Consider the following 17,149-nt stretch of genomic DNA (forward strand, 5'->3'; position numbering starts at 1 on the left):
ATGTTATTATCGAAGGACAGACATATCGCTCATTTTGACCTGGATGCATTTTTTGTATCGGTAGAGGAATTGCGCAATCCAAAGCTGAAAGGAAAACCATTGCTGGTAGGCGGGGGCAGCGACCGCGGGGTTGTGGCTGCCTGCAGTTATGCGGCGCGAAAATACGGTGTGCATAGCGCCATGCCGATGCGGGTGGCCCGCCGGCTTTGTCCCGATGCCATTGTTATCAAAAGCGATTTTGAGTCATACAGCAAATATTCCCGGCTGGTCACCGATGTGATCAGGGATACGGTGCCGCTTTTTGAAAAAGCAAGTATCGATGAGTTTTATATCGATCTCACCGGAATGGATAAGTTCTTCGGGTGTTTGCAATTCACCGACCAGCTAAAGAAAAAGATCAGTAAGGAAAGCGGTTTGCCCATTTCCTGGGGGCTGGCCTCCAATAAACTCATAAGCAAAGTGGCCACCAATGAGGTAAAGCCGAACGGGCAACTGGAAATACCTTTTGGGAATGAAAAGAATTTCCTGGCCCCGCTCAGTATTATAAAAATTCCGGGCATTGGCAGGGAAACCGGTTACAAACTGTTGAAAATGGGAGTAGAAACGGTGAAGGTGCTCAGCGAGATCCCCATTGAAATGATGGAGAACCTGATGGGTAAACCGGGGATCGATCTGTGGCGGAAGGCAAACGGTATCGATGAAACACCGGTGGTGCCCTACCATGAGCAGAAATCCATTTCAACCGAAACAACATTTCAAAGCGATACCATCGATACCGGTTTTCTGCATAGCCAGCTGGTGCGGATGACAGAGGAAATTGCTTTTCAGCTTCGGCAGCAGAACAAACTCACGGGCTGCATTACCGTAAAAATACGGTATTCTAATTTTGAGACTTTTACCAAACAGGTAACTATCTCTTACACCAATGCCGACCATGTTTTATTGAAAACGGCGAAAGAACTTTTCAACAAGCTATATGAACGGCGTTTACTCGTAAGGTTATTGGGCATCCGGTTCACTCATTTAATTCCGGGCAATTACCAGATCAGTTTATTCGACGATACACAGGAAATGATCAATCTGTACCAGGCGATCGACAGTGTGAAAAAGCGATTTGGTGAGAAAACACTGATCAGGGCTGTTGGAGTGGGGGCATAACCGTAATGGCCGGTTAATGGTTTGTCGTTTATAGTTTGTTGTTCTTTTTCTCCCGGCTTCCGGCCGGTGGCTTGCTCACTTTAGTATATGCGTGCTTTTTTAAGTGCAAATACTTATAAAAAAATAGAAAACTATTCATTTTTGAGGTTTCTGAAATTTTCTTTTGTCGAACTGTTCACTCCGGTGTATTAATAATAAAGGGATGCACTCATCTTTTTTGAGTGAGATTCCCTGAAACCTAAAACCTAATTAACGATTGTGTAGCGAGATTTTCAGAAAAAAAGAATGAAGTAACTATGAAAAAAGAACTCCCCATCACCGTAGCAGTTGTAGATGACAACGCCCTTATTCGTGAAAGTGTGAAATTCCGACTTAAATCATTGGGTTACAATGTAGTTATGGAAGCCGAAAACGGTCAGGAATTCCTTGACAAGTTGCATGTGGGTAAAATGCCGGATATCTGTGTGCTCGATATAAACATGCCGGTTATGGATGGTCTGGAAACCACGGTGCATTTGAAAAAGGACTGGCCGGCAATGAAGATCATTTTCTTTTCCATGGAGGACAGCAGCCTTTATATCAACAAAGGGATTCAGCTGGGAGCAGACGGTTTTGTCGCAAAAGACGCACCCTTTACAGATTTAAATAATATGTTGTTGTCGATCATAAACCGGGGGCAGGTAGCCTAAAAACTGATAAAAAACTCAATAAAAAGACGCGCCTTCCATTAAACCAAATAAAAAACAGCCCCGACGGGAACGTCGGGGCTTGTTTATTTTCTGGTGTATTTTATAGTTGTTAATGCTGTAATTATTCCGGGGCTGCCCTACAGGGGCCTTTATTGGCTTTTAGCTTTAGACTTTTAGCTATAGGCTTTCCCCTAATATCTTCCATCCTTTTTATCCATCGAACGGCCTACGCCATAACCAACACCGCCACCCACTACACCACCGATCACCGCACCCAAAGCCCGGTTGTTTTTTACCAGAATCGCACCGGCTGCAGCACCGGCCCCGGCGCCAATGGCTGTTCCTTTAGCCGCTTTACTCCAGCCCTTTTTCTTTTTGACAGGTGTAGCAACGGCTGGCGTTGTTTTGTTTACCGTATAATGTTTGTGCACAACGACCGGCCTGGTTGTTTTGGCGGCAGTTGTCGTTTTAGTCGTATTCTCCAGTTGTTGCTGCTGTTTCCACTCTTTGAACTCTGTATATTCAGTTTGTGAAATGGAAGCAGGCGTTACGGGAACGCTTTCCGAGGCCAGCCTTGTGTCGCTCTTACAGGCGCTCATCAACAATGCTGCGCTAATTACAATTGCTGTGGTTGAGTAAAATATCCTTTTCATAATTCTGTGTTTTTAGGTTTATCAATTAATTTCTTCGGCACAGAATAGATAGTTGAAAAAGCGTGCCATAAAAAATGGCATTTGTTAAAAGCCCTGAGAGAACGTGATTGCCGTCCTCATTGTCAATGAAATAGCAACGGCTTCATATTAACATAAAGAAATTTTAAAGGCAGCCCATGTAATAGCCTGTTAAAGGATTCAAAAGCATTATAATTTTTAGATTGTTGAGTAAACAATGCTGCCTGTTACCGACTACCGGAATAAAGCCGGTTATAACGCCGGGTACCTTTTCACAGCCTGACCCGATTTTTCGGGATTTGCCATTTGCCCCTTCACGCTTGTCGCCGGTTATTGTTCAACGATAGTCAATTGCATGGGTTGCGGCTCCGGGAACGTTTGCGTAAAAAATATGTATCCACATTATTCTTTTTAACTCACTTCTTTTTTAACTTTCCATTAGTTACATACCCATCTCCCAAATTTTCTACAATTACCCGTAACAGAATCATCCGACCCGTTTACCTGATCCCGTTATGCTAATAGCGATTGCCTGCTTATTGCTTTTCAGAACTACTCCCCTGAATAAGCCTGCGATCTGCTGAGTTAGCTTCATCAATGCTGAACGCTTAAAGCTTAAGGCTGAACGCCAATACCCGAAATTCGGGTAGCGTCTGCTGTTTCATCTTCGCAGAATATGCGAAGCGTTACCGCCTGCGCATTAGCGAACTGGCATTGTGCGTTTTGCGTTCCGTGTATTATTATTTATTATCTAAAGCTTGTTTTATGAAAAAAATGTTATTCTCATTGCTTGCCCTGTTTACTGTTTACCTGGGCGCGTATGCTCAGGACCTGTACGTTTCTCCATCCGGAAGCGCATCCAATTCCGGTACATCTATCACAGCGCCAACCACACTGGCGAATGCACTGGCCACCGTTGCCGCCGGAGGTACTATTTATATGCGTGGCGGCACATATAACTTAACCTCAACTGTTGTAATTACCGAATCGAATAGCGGAACAGCGTCGGCTACTAAAAAATTATTTGCTTATGGAAGCGAAGTGCCGGTTATCAGTTTTGCCGGAATGGCCATTTCCTCTTCTAATCGTGGTATAGTGCTGGATGGCAGCTACTGGCATGTAAGGGGGCTTATCATCGAAAGCGCCGGCGACAATGGCCTGCTGCTGTCGGGCGATAACAATACCATTGAAAGATGCATTTTCAGAAGGAATGCCGATTCGGGTTTACAGTTAAGCCGCTACAATACTTCCTACAACTCTATCAGTCAGTGGCCCAGCAATAACCTCATTTTGAATTGCGAGGCACATGATAACAAAGATCCCGATAATGAAGATGCGGATGGTTTTGCCGCCAAGTTAACCAGCGGCAATGGCAATGTGTTCCGGAATTGTGTATCGCACCATAACATCGATGATGGCTGGGACCTGTATACAAAATCCGATACAGGCCCGATCGGTGCGGTAACCCTCGAGCATTGTATTGCGCATTCAAACGGCCGGCTCACCGATGGTTCTACTTCAGGAAACGGCGACAAGAACGGTTTTAAACTGGGGGGTGAAGATATTTCAGTGAACCATATTGTAAGAAGATGTGTGGCCTTTAATAATGGCAAACATGGGTTTACCTATAACAGGAACCTTGGTACCATTGAAATGACCAATAATACCGGGTACAATAACGCCGAGCGGAATTTCAATTTCGATGGCGGTACCAGTGTATTCAAAAATAACCTGTCGTACCTCAGCGGATCGAACGATCGTATAATTGGTACGGCAACGGCGCCCAACTCATTCCAGGGCGCTGCCGGCGGTTTTACTGTAAATGCGGCTGATTTCGTTTCATTGTCACCAGGCGCCAATGCAGCCCCAACCGCAGGCGGGTTCCTGAACCTTGCTTCGGGCAGCGACCTCATCAATGCGGGCGTTACTTCAACGGGCATCTCATATAACGGTTCCGCACCTGACCTGGGAGCTATTGAGTCGGGCAGCACTTCTACGAACTATTCATTGACCACCAACGTTTCACCTTCCGGCGGCGGTACAGTGAGCCGCAGTCCCAATGCAACAACCTATGCATCGGGCACTGTAGTCACCATCACCGCTTCACCTGCCAGTGGTTATACCTTTACCGGCTGGAGCGGTGATGTTACCGGAACTTCAACTTCGGTAACTGTTACCATGACGGCCAACAGAACGGTTACAGCAAATTTCACCAATGGCACCGGAACAAGTTATACGTTAACCACTACGGTTAGTCCGGCCGCAGGCGGCAGCATTACCCGCAGTCCGAACGCATCCTCCTATACGGCCGGCACGGTTGTTACATTGACCGCAACACCTGCTTCGGGTTACAGCTTCACCGGCTGGAGCGGCGGCGCCAGCGGCACAAACGCCACCACTACAGTTACCATGAACGCCAATACCAGTGTTACTGCCAGCTTTACTACCAGTGGCGGCGGCGGTACCACCCTGCGCATCGATGATAAGTCGGGTACTGGCATCGGTTATTGCAGCGCCAACGGGTCGAGACAAAATTCCTATACCGGCGCTGATGGCGGATATTATATCAACCTGAGCAATTCGAGCGGACAGGGCATTACCTGGGCTGTAAGCGCCGGTGCAGCAGGCACCTATAATCTTCGCTGGCGATATTCCAATGCCGGTTCGCAAAGCGCCACAACGGCAAGGGTACTTGTCAACGGCGTACAGGTAAATGCAAGCGTAGCCTTCCCCAAAACCGCCACCTGGAGCACCTGGACCACCACTGCACAAATACCCGTTACCCTGGTGGCAGGCGCCAACAAGATCAGGCTTGAAACAACCGTGTCCTCAGAGTTTGCGATGATCGACTGGATAGAGATCAGTGGTACCAATCCAACGGAAGCCTCGTGCAGTGCGGCAACCGGTTCGCGTATGGCGACAGAAACGCCCGTAACGCAGGTCGACATGTTGCATTCAGCGCCGCAGGTGCTGCCAAACCCCACAACCGGCGTCTCTACCTTGCGATTTGGCGTTAGCGGTTGGGAAAAGGTGATGGTGAACCTGTATTCGGCAGATGGCCGCCTGATAAGAACCATAGCCAATAAGGTATTTTCACCCGGCAATTATACACTGCCTGTTGATTATGCCGGCTTACAGAAAGGGATCTACTTCATTACGATCAATAACGGCGGCAGGCGTACCGTTCTTCAAAATATGTTTGTACGTTAATTATAAGCCCGACATAACAAAGCCCCGCGGCTCAGCCGGGGGCTTTTGTTTTTGGTAACATAAATGTCCAAAAATATTAAGCTATCGTGGTTGGAATGTATTCGGTTTGTTCGGCTGGGGTGAGCGGAAACAGGTACCAGCAAATGCCTAGTAAAAAGCAGGCATACTCTTCATTGCTGTATTTGGTAGCCGACAGCGAAGTGAAGGAGGGCGCTTCCGTCATATCGCAAACGGCAAATGGGGCTGATACGCTATTTTCAAAGATCACAAGTTCCGAGCCGTTCTGAATGGTATAATTGTATCTTTTTCCTTCCATTTCAATAATGCCTGTTCCATGTACTTTGTCAATTGCCAGGCGGCCGATCTCTACACCGTATTCATTCTTTAAAATGGTTTTGTTATGCCATAAACCGGTTTTACCGATAAAAAAGAGCCGATGGTTTTCTTCACTACTGATACGTACTGTTTGCTGATCGAGGTTAAACTTTATTACCAGTTTGGTATTTCCATCTTCTGTCAGTTCATATTTTCTGATATAAGCAGAAGGCTGGTTAACATACACCCATTTCATAATGCGGCAATTAGTGGGTTAAGAAATTATTAGGGAAATCTCGTTTTACGCCACCAAAAATATACCTGTTCGCTATAGGAAAATGCGGTGTTGATGTTTTATTTTTCTAATGTGGAAAAAACGTGAAAGATGTTGATAAAAGTCAAGCCTTTTCCACAGTGATTACGACCTTATATTAAGTTTAGGTTATCGAATTGTTACCAGTTGCTTTTTTTCAAAAATTATTCGTAAGTGTATTGTTGTTCTATAGCGCTACTGTTGTATTACCGATCCTGAACCGGAAATATGTTTTGAAACCGTTGGCGAGCCTTTATAAAAAATAGTACCGCTGCCCGAGATATTTGCCTGCAGGGTTTGCGTGGCGAATAAACTGATATTACCTGAGCCCCTGATGCTGGCGTCTGCATCTTTTACCATAATACCTGTTATATTCATCAGGCCGCTGCCGCTGATACTTACATTGGCTTCATTGGCGCTTCCACTGCTAACGTTGATATGTCCCGACCCGTCGATAGCGGCATTTACTTCTGAAGTGGTGACGTTTTTCACCTTAATGCTGCCCGAGCCCTCCACGCGCAAATGCAAATTGGCCGGGGTAATGGGGTTCGATGTTTCGATGTAACCCGAACCATCTACATTAAACGAACGTACGTCGGGACCGCTCACAAATATTGAAATGCCATCATTTGTCCTGAGCCGGGTATCGGAATGACGCAGGCGGATGGTCAGGTTGTTATTGATAACCGTGGTTTCAATTTCATCGAGGATGTTCTCCTGCGCATGCAGCTCCACCTTAAACACGGAATCCTGGGTGAAATAGGTGTCGGCCGGAACTTTAAGAACGAGTCCATCAAAAGAAGCTGTATTGCGGCTTTCGATAACGACGGGGCCTTTACCTGTTACTTTTTTGCATGATGTGGACGACGAAACAACGAATAACAGCATTACGCAAAGTGCTAAAGGGAAATTTTTCATGGTGAAATGTTTGAAAATAATAAATGAATGTCGCCGGCAGGGCAGGGCTTGTTTACCACTCAACTTTGTAGTTCAGTACGGGTATAATGCCGTTCTGATAGTTGGTGATGGTTGTGTTTTTCAAAAGATCGTAATCCTGGTTAAAGATGTTTTTACGGTTGATCACATTTTGAATATCGAGCGACAGGGTACTGGTCAACCGCTGCCGGTTCCATTTTATGCTGAACCGGCAATCGGGGCGGAAATAGGCCGCATTCTGTAAACTATAGGCTTCTTTTTCTTTATAAATAGTATATCCTTCCTGTTGCGATGCGGGCAGATCGATAGGCGTTGTTCTGTAGCCGCCTGAATAAATGACCTTGAAATTTATTCCCAGCACGCGTTTTTGTCCGGCAAGCGGAAATTCTTTTCCTGCTACCGCATTGAAAAGGTAATTTCCATTGAAACGGGTGTTCCTTTCCACGCCATCTGCAGCGGTATATTTCGATTGATACAGGGAGCTGTTCACTGTATAATAGAAATTGTGATCGAGGTATTTCTCCAGGGTAAGTTCAATACCGTAATTTCTGCCTTTGCCATTATTGGTAAGCGGATCGGTTACGAATTCGTTCTGGATGTTGAGGGTGGAAAATGTTTTATTGGCGTTTACGGTTACCGGTACGTTATACAATTGCTGATAGTATATTTCAGCTTTTGCCCGTAAGCGATGACCCACCAGCCGGCTATAGGATAATACGAAATGATGCGCTTTGGTAAGATCAATAAATTTGTTGGGGTTGGTGTTACCGGCGTCTTTGGCAAAGTAAACGCCGAGTGCCTGCAACTGGCTGTGTAAACCATAACCAAAGGCAAGTGAACTTTTATTGTCGGGGTCCCATTTAACCGAAGCTCTAGGCTCTGCACTACCGGTGTTATTATATAAAAGCGCGAGGTAATGCATGCCAAGGTTGAACGTAAGGTTATTGTACGGTTTGTATTGCCATTGAATATATGCCTGTACGGTTTGCGTATTGCCCGAAGTGTTTATGGTTTCGAGCAGCGGTGCATTCTGGTTTTCTTTGGAAAGTTTGTAATACTTAAAGAAAATGAAATTCACATAGGCGCCGGCACGGAATGCATTACTGGCATTTACCTTATGGTTGAGGGTAGAAGATACCAGGATCTTTTTGGTGATGTAATTGTCTTTGTAATTGTCTACAACAAGTTTGCTGTTCTCGGCATACAGCTCATTGAACTTATTGGCGGTGTAGGAAAAGGCAAGCGCCGATTTCAGTGTGGTTTGATCATCGACGGGAATAGTATGCGTGATGCCGGTAGCGCCGGTATTAGCTACAAATTTACCGGCGTACCGGTCATCCTGCATTTCCCATTTAGAACTATCGGTTTCAATGTTTTGATTTTGCGAGCTAAGCCCGCCGAAACCAAACACAGTAAAAGTTCCTTTGTTTTTAGTTGGTATATATATGTTGTACGAAAGATCCTGAAAATTGGTTGTGCCTTCAGCGAGGTCAAGTCCCATCTTGTTAAGCAGCGATAAAGTTGAATACCTGTAATTCACCAGCCATGAGCCTTTATGCGATGCCGATAGCGGCCCCTCGGCAGCAGCGTTCAGGCCCAATACACCTGCCTGCAGCGCATACTCCCGTTTTTCATTATTACCTTTCCTGAGTTTGAGATCGAATACGCCGCTTAATGCATTTCCATATTCGGCGGCAAATGCGCCGGTTAGAAAATCGCTGTTGGCCAGGAGTTGAGAACTTAGGATGCTGATACCGCCGCCGCTGCTGCCTGCTTCACTGAAGTGATTGGGGTTAGGAATATCAACGCCTTCCATGCGCCATAACAACCCGGTTGGCGCATTTCCCCTGATCACAATTTCATTACCGCCGTCATCGGCGCTGGCCACGCCGGCAAAACCGGTAACCATTCGCAACGGATCATTCACCGCTGCCGCATATCGTTGAGTTTCTTCAACCGTAAATGCACGGGCGCTTACAACGCTCATATCGTTGAGTGGCCTGTTCTTTTTGCTTCCGGCGGTAATTACGACCGCTTTTTCTGTTTTAACCCTGGTTTCCATTGCAATAGTGAGCACTACTTCCTTACCGGTATTAACTATAATGTTACTGGCAACGGCATCGTTATAATTGATGTGTGAGATCACAAGCGTATAGGTGCCCGCAGCCATATTGGGTATTCTGAAATTACCCATGGAATCGGCAACTATTTTTTTATCGGTGCCGGTAATGATCACTGTTGCGCCGGCTACCGGTGTTTGAAGCAACTGGTCGGTAACCGTGCCTCTGATGGTTTGCGTTAACTGCCCCATAGCCGTGAGGCCATATAGCATACCTGCTATAAGCAAAGTGAACAATTTGTTGCTCATGGGTTGGTTGTTTGGTATTGTGACAACTAAGTAAAATGTTACCCCTATAGTAGTTTTTAGAATTTTTTTATAGAAGTGTGAAATGAGGATGTAGCTACAAGCTACAAGCTGCAAGCTGCAAGCAAATACAGAGAACAGCCGAAAGGCGAATACAGCTGCACGCTACAAGCTGCAAGCCGCAAGCAAATGCAGGGAACAGCCTAAAGGCGAATACAGCTGCACGCTACAAGCTGCAAGCCGCAAGCAAATACAGGGAACAGCCGAAAGGCGAATACAGCTGCACGCTGCAAGCTGCAAGCCACAAGCAAATACAGGGAACAGCCTAAAGCCTAAAGCAAATACAAATACAGTTGCAAGCGAATACAGCCGAACGCTGAAAGGCGAAAGCGAATACAGAATACAGCTGCAAGCTACACGCTGCAAGCTCCAAGCGAATACAAAATACAGCTGAGCCGAAATCGAATACAAGTTAAAGCCTAAAGCGAATACTGTATTCACTTCGATATTGGAAATTCATTATTCAAAATTCTTCTGTTATTCTGTATTCCCTTTTTCATTTCTCATTTTTCATTCTTCATTTATCATTTCCCTGTTTTCATTTCGATATTCTACATTGAACATTCAATATTCATCTGTTTTAAAGGAAACTAATCCCTGCCGTCCAGCCAACCCAGCCGGTGACATTGCTATGCCAGAGCTCGAATGAGTTATAACTATCATCGGGTACCAGGAATTTGTATCCTTTAACAGCTTCGGGCTGATCTGAATAATAAACGTTGAACGCCGGGCCGGCAAAAAGCGCGATTCCCTTTGCCAGTTTGAAGTTGGCCAGTACCTGAAACCTGCTCAACTGGTTTATATAATTCCAGTTACCGAGGTACAGGTATTGTGTAGTAAGTTCGGGGTTAACGGTGAACCATTTGGCCATCTTCATTTCATGCCCGATGCCATAACCGTAGGAAAAGATCTTATCGTCATTCCCTGCATTGACGCCCACCATAAGAATATTGTACAGTTTGGCATTACCCGATTTGATGGCAAGGTTAACGTTCAGTACTTCGTTGGTGCTTACAGCTATCTTGTGATATCCTTTGCGAACGATGTTCAGCAAACCGATGCTATATCCGCTGGAGGTATCGGCAATATTGATAAGGCCCAGCTGAAATCCTTTTAAGTGTTTGGTGTAGTTGACTATGCCTGCTATCTGAGCGCCGTTGGTAGTTTTGTTATTGATGTTGGCTATACCTGCCAGTTGTAAACCTTTTACCGATTGCCCGGTGTAGTTGCAAATGCCGGCATATTGTGCGCCTGTAACGCTTCCTGAAACCTGGTTGTACAAACCGGCCAGTTGTAAACCACGCACATTCCCTTTCACATAGTTCATGAGGCCGCCGTATTGAGCGCCTGTGAGGTTGCTTTTATCACTGTTGAACATCCCTGCCATTTGTAAACCGTTCACATTGCCCCTGGTGATATTGAAAAGCCCTGCATACTGAACGCCCTGCATGCGTTTCGTGTTTATATTGAACAGGTGACCGAGCTCAACGCCATTTATGCCGCCGGTCATTCCGCCGAATAAGTTCAATGAAAAGTAGCTGGTAGTAATGGAATCTTTTTTACCCTGCGTACTGATGCCGGGTATAACTCCGATGCGTACAGGTGTATTTATATTTGGTGGTAGACTGTTATTTGATTGCGCAGATACAACACTTTTCAACACAAGGCAGGCCCCAAGGCATACTGCAATTTTCCCATTTATCATAGAAATATAATTTGCAGTATGACACCTGAGCGAAATTGTTCCCCTATGTTATATGAATAAAAACTGTGTTTTAGAAAATGCTGATGCCAACATTCCAGCCTATCCATCCTTTGACGTCATTGTCCCACAATTCAAAAGTGTGATAACCCGGTGCAGGTATATCGATGTTGTTGGCAGGCCCGGCTTTTGTTTGTTTTTGATAATATGCATTGAAAGAAGGGCCGCCGAAAATGGAGAAGTACCTGCCTATTTTGAAATTGAATTGTAAATGGAACTTACCCAAAGTGTTTGAGTTTGATTCATCATCGTCTTTTTCTTCGCCGTCATCGATAAAAAGATGCTGGGCTGTAAACTCGGGATTGATACTGAACCATTTTGCGATGGAAAATTCATGGCCCAATCCGTAACCGAATGAAAAAATTTGTGATGTATCTGAATCCCAGTCGTTCGATGAGGTTCTTCCATAGCCGGCGAGCAGGATGCTGTATAGTTTGCTGTTGCCGGTTTTGAAAGCGACGTTGTATTTCAATACTTCATTCGTAGAGAAGGCTAATTTATGATAGCCTTTGAAAACGATATTGATGATGCCAATACTGTAACCGGCCGAGGTGTCGCATACATTGATAAGGCCGATCTGCACACCCCGTAATTTTTTGGCGTAATTGAACATGGTTCCAATTTGTGCACCGCTCATTTCGCGATTGGCAAAATTGCCGATAGCCGAGAGCTGCGCACCGGACACTTTTTTGTGGGCGAAGTTTACAATAGTAGCTGCCTGCAAACCGAATACACTGTCGTAGCAAACATTATGGATATTACTGAGCTGCAGCCCGATAAGTTTGCCTTTTACGAAGTTGGAAATGTTACTGGCCTGTATACCGGTAAACGATCCGGATACGTGATTGTGAATAGCGCTTAACTGAACGCCGGTAAAATCGCCTTTTACATAACTGGCTATACCTGATGCCTGCAAACCGGCAACATTACCATGAACATGATTATATATTCCGCTCGCTTGTACCCCGGTAACGGAACCTTTTATAAAGTTGGAGATGCCGGCTGCCTGAAAACCGTTTACATCGTGTAATACGTGGTTGTGAACACCGGTGAGTTGAGCGCCTTCCACACCGCCGCCGGTTATATTTAACAAGCCGGCCGCCTGCAAATATTTTACATCTTTTTTATTGATATTGAATGCGCCGGCCAGTTCAACACCATTTACCCCGGCGGTATAACCGCCGACGATATTGGCTGAGAAATTGTTGACCACCTGTGCGCTTAATTTGCCATGTGTGCTTAAACCGGGTGTTAACGAAACCTGGAAAGTACGGTCGGCAAAGAATTTCTTCAGGTTAATACTTTGAATATTTTGTTTGGCCGATAACAGGCGTTTGCCCCAGCGGGTTTTTTCTACCTGGTTTACTTCTTCTTTTGCAATGGAAGCGGTTGTAAACGTATCGGTGGGTGGTTTAACGATGATGGTGTCGGGTAATTCATCTTCAACCGGGCTAATGGTTACCACAGGTTCGCTGGCGATGACGGGGGTCATAACAATGGTTACCTGCTGGTCGAATTTGGGTTGAATAAGAACGGTGGTATCTTCAAACATTTCCCGGCTTATGGTAAGCGTTGCTGTGCTGTACCGGCTTTTCAGTTTTATTTTGAAATAGCCTTTGTCGTCAGACATGGTTGAAACCAGCCGTTTTTTTTCATAAATGGTCACATTGCCCACCTTTTCACCGGTTTCACCATTCAGAACGATTCCGGAAACCGTATACAGTTTTTCGGGAGTGGGGGTGGGGTTGGCCACCAGCACAGGGGCGGTTACAGGCGCTTTTCGTAATATTATGTAATTGTTATTTTGTTGCCATTTGTACCGGCTGCCGCAAAGCTGATCGAGTATTTGTTTTACTGATCTGTTGTACGCCGAAAATGAGATAAGGCTGTCGCGGGCTATAATACTGCTGTTATAGGAGAAATAAAAATTTCCTTTGTTGCTGATCACTTTTAATACATCTGACAAACGTTGGTTATTTGCTTCAATAGTGATCCTTCTATCGAGCACGCCTTGTGCAAATGAATTCGTACTTATAAGACAAAATAATGCTATGATCGAAGGAAGGGCTCCCCGTAGTTTTGTCATGGTTATTAATTCTGCGTGCAAGTTAACGTAGAATGATCTTTCCTTTTTCTTTGATTACAGAGGTATTAAAAGTTGAGCTAATGATATTCAGAATTTTGTCGAGCGGTTGATTGTCGAAAACAACGGTATAGGGTTCATTGCGAACCGCCTCGTTTTCGATAACGATCTGCACATCGTATGCTTCATTTAGTTTATCTATCAGCTTCCACAAAGGGGTTGAATCGCATACAAATTTTTTACTGCGGTAGTAATTATACAACTGGTCGGTGTTGCTTTGTTTCTGCAGGATGTCTTCCGATAAACCGGTAATGGCCTTCTGGCCCGCTTTCAGCATTACAGTGTGTTTTCCGGTGGCTACTTTTACAATGCCGGTTTCAACTATCACTTCGGTGGTATCGCCCCGGCTTCTTACGTTGAATGAAGTGCCTACCACTGTGATGGTCACATTGCCGGTATGTACTTCAAAGGGTTTTTGTTTATTGGGTACTACTTTAAAGAATGCTTCCCCGTTCAATTGCAATACTCTTTTACCGCTGCTGAATTTTTCGGGAAAAGACACCTGTGAATATTTGTTTAAGGTAACCACTGATCCATCGGGCAGGGAGTCGGCCTTTACCATGTTGGTGGCCTGGATGGTAGCCATGCGCACTACCGTACCCGGATTGTTATGGAAAAGTACATAGGTGAAAATAGCAATGCCTATGACCAGGCCGGCGATAACGGCTGCCCGCGTCATGGGGCTGTTCATTGACCATACCCTGGGTTTGGGGTGTTCGAATGAACGCTGTTGAACCCGGTTTTGAAATCGCTGCCAGGCCAGGTGTTCGTCTACCTGTGTGGTGCCGGCCAGTTGAACGCTTTCTTCCCATATCAGCCTGAAGTGCTCGAAGTAGTGCCTGTTCGCTGCATCTGATGCAAGCCACTGTTCTACCTGAAGCAATTCCTCTTCCGTAGCCTCACCGGTAAGGTGTTTTACCAGCAGATCGTCCATATGTTGTGTATAGCTTTTCAATAAGGGTAATTTTTAATAAGTGACATATATATAATTATATGTAGAAAAAGGCTAACATGAATATTGGTAAATAATCGATCAGCTTTACGCGTAATTGTTTCAACGCCTTGCCCATCTGGTTCTCTACCGTTTTTACAGATATCCCCAACTGATTGGCGATCTCCTGGTACTTCAACCCGTCGAACCGGCTCATCTGAAAGATGGTACGGCATTGCTGGGGGAGGGCATTCATGGCATCGCGCAGCTTTTCTTCCAGCTCTTTCACCAGTATTTTCCGGGATGCGCCCTGATCGTTATGGTTATTGGTTTGCTGCATAACATGCACCTGGTACCGGGCTTTTATTTTCTGATGCTTCAGATGGTTCAGGCTTTCATGGTAGACCGCTTTGTATAAATATGCTTTGAGCGATGTTTGAATATTGTCGGGGACCTTCTTCTCCCATATTTTGTAAAAAACGTTCTGCACCGTTTCCTCGGCAATGGATTCATTCTTCAGTATAGTGAAAGCATAGGCATACAGGCTTTTAAAATGTTCTTTGAAAAGCTGTTCAAATTCCAGTTCGCTGTCGGCCGACAGCGGCTTCATGGTGATGGTTGTATTCGGAATTGCCACTTTAATGTGTTGATAATCCGCTCCAAATATAATTGCTTCCAATAAGTTTTATCATAAGAGACAACTGAAAGTTATCATACCCCTACGAAACTTTAAAGTTTTGTTATAACCTGAAGATAAAAACATATACGTTAAAGATAACATGTGTTAATGACGACCGTATTTTTTCATGTCATTTTGTGGAAAAAACAAACGTCCAATGCTTGTTTTAACCTTTTTTTGGTATTATTATTGAGCCCAGATGCAGTTGCTTTTAGAATGTACCATACCCCTCACACCGTAGTATACATAATTTAATCCAACCGTCCCTCTGAAGCCATTTGTCGTTTCTGTTAGCTAAACGTGTACCTAAAACTTTTCATATGTTGGGATTTCTGCTCGTTTCCATGTACGAGTTAAAACAGTTTCTGCAAATAGTGCTGTGGATCGCTATTCCCGGGACTATCATTGCATTTATGGTAACCACATTCTTTCACTATAAGCGCAAAAAGAAAAGTGCTGAGGGCGGCGAACCTGCTTATATGGAGAATGGAGGTTTTCATACGGTTGTGGCAACAGAATCTAATGGTGGTAACCAGCCGGTGCCCGACTGGCTTGCAAGCGGCAGCAATCCCGACAATCAGCCCCTGATAAAGAAGTACGAGCAGGAAGTACGCCGGTACCGTGAGAACTACGCAACGCTCGAACAGGACTTTCGTGAACTGGAAGGCAAATACTCCGATCTTCTCAATAAAGCATATAGCACCGAAAAGCAGAATGACGATTCCAGCGCCCGCGTACAACTTGAAATAAACGGATATAAACTGAAGGTTTCGCAATTGCAACAGGCGCTTGAAACGGCGCAGGCCAATGCCAAACTGAACAGTGGCGATCAGCAGGTGCCCGAAGCGCTGGCCGCAAGCCAGCTGCAGGTACAAACGTTGCAGGACACCGTTGCTCAGCTACAGGAAAAATTACGCACCCAGCAGGAATTGAAAGACAGGAATGCTGCAGAATTGACCCGCCTCGAGAATTTGCTGAAGAACATGGAATACTCGGCAAAATCATCTCAATCGGAATCGGAGGAACTGCAGCGTTATTTTGCCAAACAGGTCGATGAGCTGGGTTTGCAATACAAGAATGAGAAGAACGAACTGGCAGCGCAGGTACAACAACTGCAAATGACATTGCACCAGTTAAAAGAGGAAAATGCCGCATTGCAGCAGAAGGCACAGGCCAACAGCGAGCACAAATATGGCAATTACGAGCAACAGATAAAAGAGATGCAATTGTTGCTTACAAAAGCGGAAGAAGAAAAAACGGCACTGAAGAACAAGATCACTGATCAAACATACCTGCAGGATGTATTACAGGAAAAGAAACTGCAGATCGAATTCCTTCAAAACCAGCTGGAGCAACGCATTAAAACCTTCCGTGAAATAGAGAAGGAAGCGGCTGATAAGACGATACAGGTGCAGCAAACGCAAACGCAGAAAGAGAATTTCGAGCGCGAGATGCACGCATTGCGGGAAGAACTGCAGCAACAACGGGAAGAAGTGAGCGCATGGCAACAGGCTGTTGAGCGCAGCCGCGAAGAGAACAGGCAGCACCAGGATAACCTGCGTTCAAAGACCGGGCATATAGAGAATCTCGAGCGCAACCTGCACGAGGTACAACAGCAGCAGGCTGTATTGCAGCTGGTGCTCGATGATAAGCAGAATATGATCACTTCGCTGCAGGAATCATTGAGCCGTGAACAGGCAAAAACAAAAGATCTGGAAGGCAAACTGATCACCAACAATCAGTTGCTGTCAAAGATCTATGGCGATCTGTCGAAATCGCTGAGCAATCCACCGGCAGCACAACAGCAGAACGGGACCAAATTAAACGGGTCGAACGGGCATGTGGTGAACGGCAATGGATTTAACCTGGCCGGCCAGAACCATTAGATGGAACCTTCGTCAGCCTGGCGTAGGCGTT

General features: G+C 45.3%; 12 protein-coding genes. 4 read left to right on the forward strand and 8 right to left on the reverse strand.

Annotated features, from left to right (window positions below):
* Positions 1-1,158: a DNA polymerase IV gene (gene dinB, locus A4R26_RS13105; protein ID WP_081164213.1), complete on the forward strand. Its 1,158-nt coding sequence runs from the start codon at positions 1-3 to the stop codon at positions 1,156-1,158.
* 296 nt (positions 1,159-1,454) lie between these two features.
* Positions 1,455-1,847, forward strand: a complete 393-nt coding sequence (locus A4R26_RS13110; protein WP_081164214.1) for a response regulator — start codon at positions 1,455-1,457, stop codon at positions 1,845-1,847.
* Positions 1,848-2,038: 191 nt separating this feature from the next.
* Here the strand turns inward: A4R26_RS13110 and A4R26_RS13115 are convergent, their stop codons facing one another.
* A complete protein-coding gene (locus A4R26_RS13115; protein WP_242674899.1) occupies positions 2,039-2,500 on the reverse strand; it encodes a YMGG-like glycine zipper-containing protein in 462 nt (153 codons plus the stop codon).
* 783 nt (positions 2,501-3,283) lie between these two features.
* Here A4R26_RS13115 and A4R26_RS13120 point away from each other — a divergent pair.
* The gene (locus A4R26_RS13120) at positions 3,284-5,728 is read left to right on the forward strand and encodes a right-handed parallel beta-helix repeat-containing protein (protein WP_081164215.1); all 2,445 of its coding nucleotides are present in this window, start codon (positions 3,284-3,286) and stop codon (positions 5,726-5,728) included.
* A 76-nt stretch (positions 5,729-5,804) separates the two neighbouring features.
* On the opposite strand, the gene A4R26_RS13125 is transcribed toward A4R26_RS13120, so the two are convergent.
* From A4R26_RS13125 to A4R26_RS13155, 7 genes are all read right to left on the reverse strand, one after another.
* Positions 5,805-6,299 (reverse strand): hypothetical protein, encoded by a 495-nt coding sequence (locus A4R26_RS13125; RefSeq protein WP_081164216.1) that lies wholly within the window; start codon positions 6,297-6,299, stop codon positions 5,805-5,807.
* A gap of 252 nt (positions 6,300-6,551) precedes the next feature.
* Positions 6,552-7,274: a head GIN domain-containing protein gene (locus A4R26_RS13130; RefSeq protein ID WP_081164217.1), complete on the reverse strand. Its 723-nt coding sequence runs from the start codon at positions 7,272-7,274 to the stop codon at positions 6,552-6,554.
* Positions 7,275-7,326: 52 nt separating this feature from the next.
* Positions 7,327-9,660, reverse strand: a complete 2,334-nt coding sequence (locus tag A4R26_RS13135; protein WP_081164218.1) for a TonB-dependent receptor — start codon at positions 9,658-9,660, stop codon at positions 7,327-7,329.
* Between the two features lie 637 nt (positions 9,661-10,297).
* Positions 10,298-11,422, reverse strand: coding sequence for an LA_2272 family surface repeat-containing protein (locus A4R26_RS13140; protein ID WP_081164219.1), 1,125 nt, complete (start codon positions 11,420-11,422; stop codon positions 10,298-10,300).
* A 70-nt stretch (positions 11,423-11,492) separates the two neighbouring features.
* The gene (locus tag A4R26_RS13145; protein ID WP_133054658.1) at positions 11,493-13,565 is read right to left on the reverse strand and encodes a peptidase associated/transthyretin-like domain-containing protein; all 2,073 of its coding nucleotides are present in this window, start codon (positions 13,563-13,565) and stop codon (positions 11,493-11,495) included.
* 22 nt (positions 13,566-13,587) lie between these two features.
* Entirely contained in the window at positions 13,588-14,577 is a 990-nt protein-coding gene (locus tag A4R26_RS13150; RefSeq protein ID WP_133054659.1) for a FecR domain-containing protein, read from the reverse strand.
* Positions 14,578-14,611: 34 nt separating this feature from the next.
* Positions 14,612-15,190 (reverse strand): RNA polymerase sigma-70 factor, encoded by a 579-nt coding sequence (locus A4R26_RS13155; RefSeq protein ID WP_242674900.1) that lies wholly within the window; start codon positions 15,188-15,190, stop codon positions 14,612-14,614.
* 362 nt (positions 15,191-15,552) lie between these two features.
* Between A4R26_RS13155 and A4R26_RS13160 the strand changes: the two genes are divergently transcribed.
* Entirely contained in the window at positions 15,553-17,118 is a 1,566-nt protein-coding gene (locus A4R26_RS13160) for a coiled-coil domain-containing protein (protein ID WP_081164223.1), read from the forward strand.
* The last annotated feature ends 31 nt before the right edge of the window (positions 17,119-17,149 follow it).

The sequence above is a fragment of the Niastella populi genome (genome assembly GCF_002078015.1).
Classification (GTDB): domain Bacteria; phylum Bacteroidota; class Bacteroidia; order Chitinophagales; family Chitinophagaceae; genus Niastella; species Niastella populi.

Coding starts and splice junctions, on each gene's coding strand:
- A4R26_RS13120 (WP_081164215.1), top strand. CDS start 3,284: ATGAAAAAAATGTTATTCTCATTGCTTGCCCTGTTTACTGTTTACCTG.
- A4R26_RS13115 (WP_242674899.1), bottom strand. CDS start 2,500: ATGAAAAGGATATTTTACTCAACCACAGCAATTGTAATTAGCGCAGCA.
- A4R26_RS13160 (WP_081164223.1), top strand. CDS start 15,553: ATGTTGGGATTTCTGCTCGTTTCCATGTACGAGTTAAAACAGTTTCTG.
- A4R26_RS13125 (WP_081164216.1), bottom strand. CDS start 6,299: ATGAAATGGGTGTATGTTAACCAGCCTTCTGCTTATATCAGAAAATAT.
- A4R26_RS13135 (WP_081164218.1), bottom strand. CDS start 9,660: ATGAGCAACAAATTGTTCACTTTGCTTATAGCAGGTATGCTATATGGC.
- A4R26_RS13110 (WP_081164214.1), top strand. CDS start 1,455: ATGAAAAAAGAACTCCCCATCACCGTAGCAGTTGTAGATGACAACGCC.
- A4R26_RS13130 (WP_081164217.1), bottom strand. CDS start 7,274: ATGAAAAATTTCCCTTTAGCACTTTGCGTAATGCTGTTATTCGTTGTT.
- dinB (WP_081164213.1), top strand. CDS start 1: ATGTTATTATCGAAGGACAGACATATCGCTCATTTTGACCTGGATGCA.
- A4R26_RS13140 (WP_081164219.1), bottom strand. CDS start 11,422: ATGATAAATGGGAAAATTGCAGTATGCCTTGGGGCCTGCCTTGTGTTG.
- A4R26_RS13145 (WP_133054658.1), bottom strand. CDS start 13,565: ATGACAAAACTACGGGGAGCCCTTCCTTCGATCATAGCATTATTTTGT.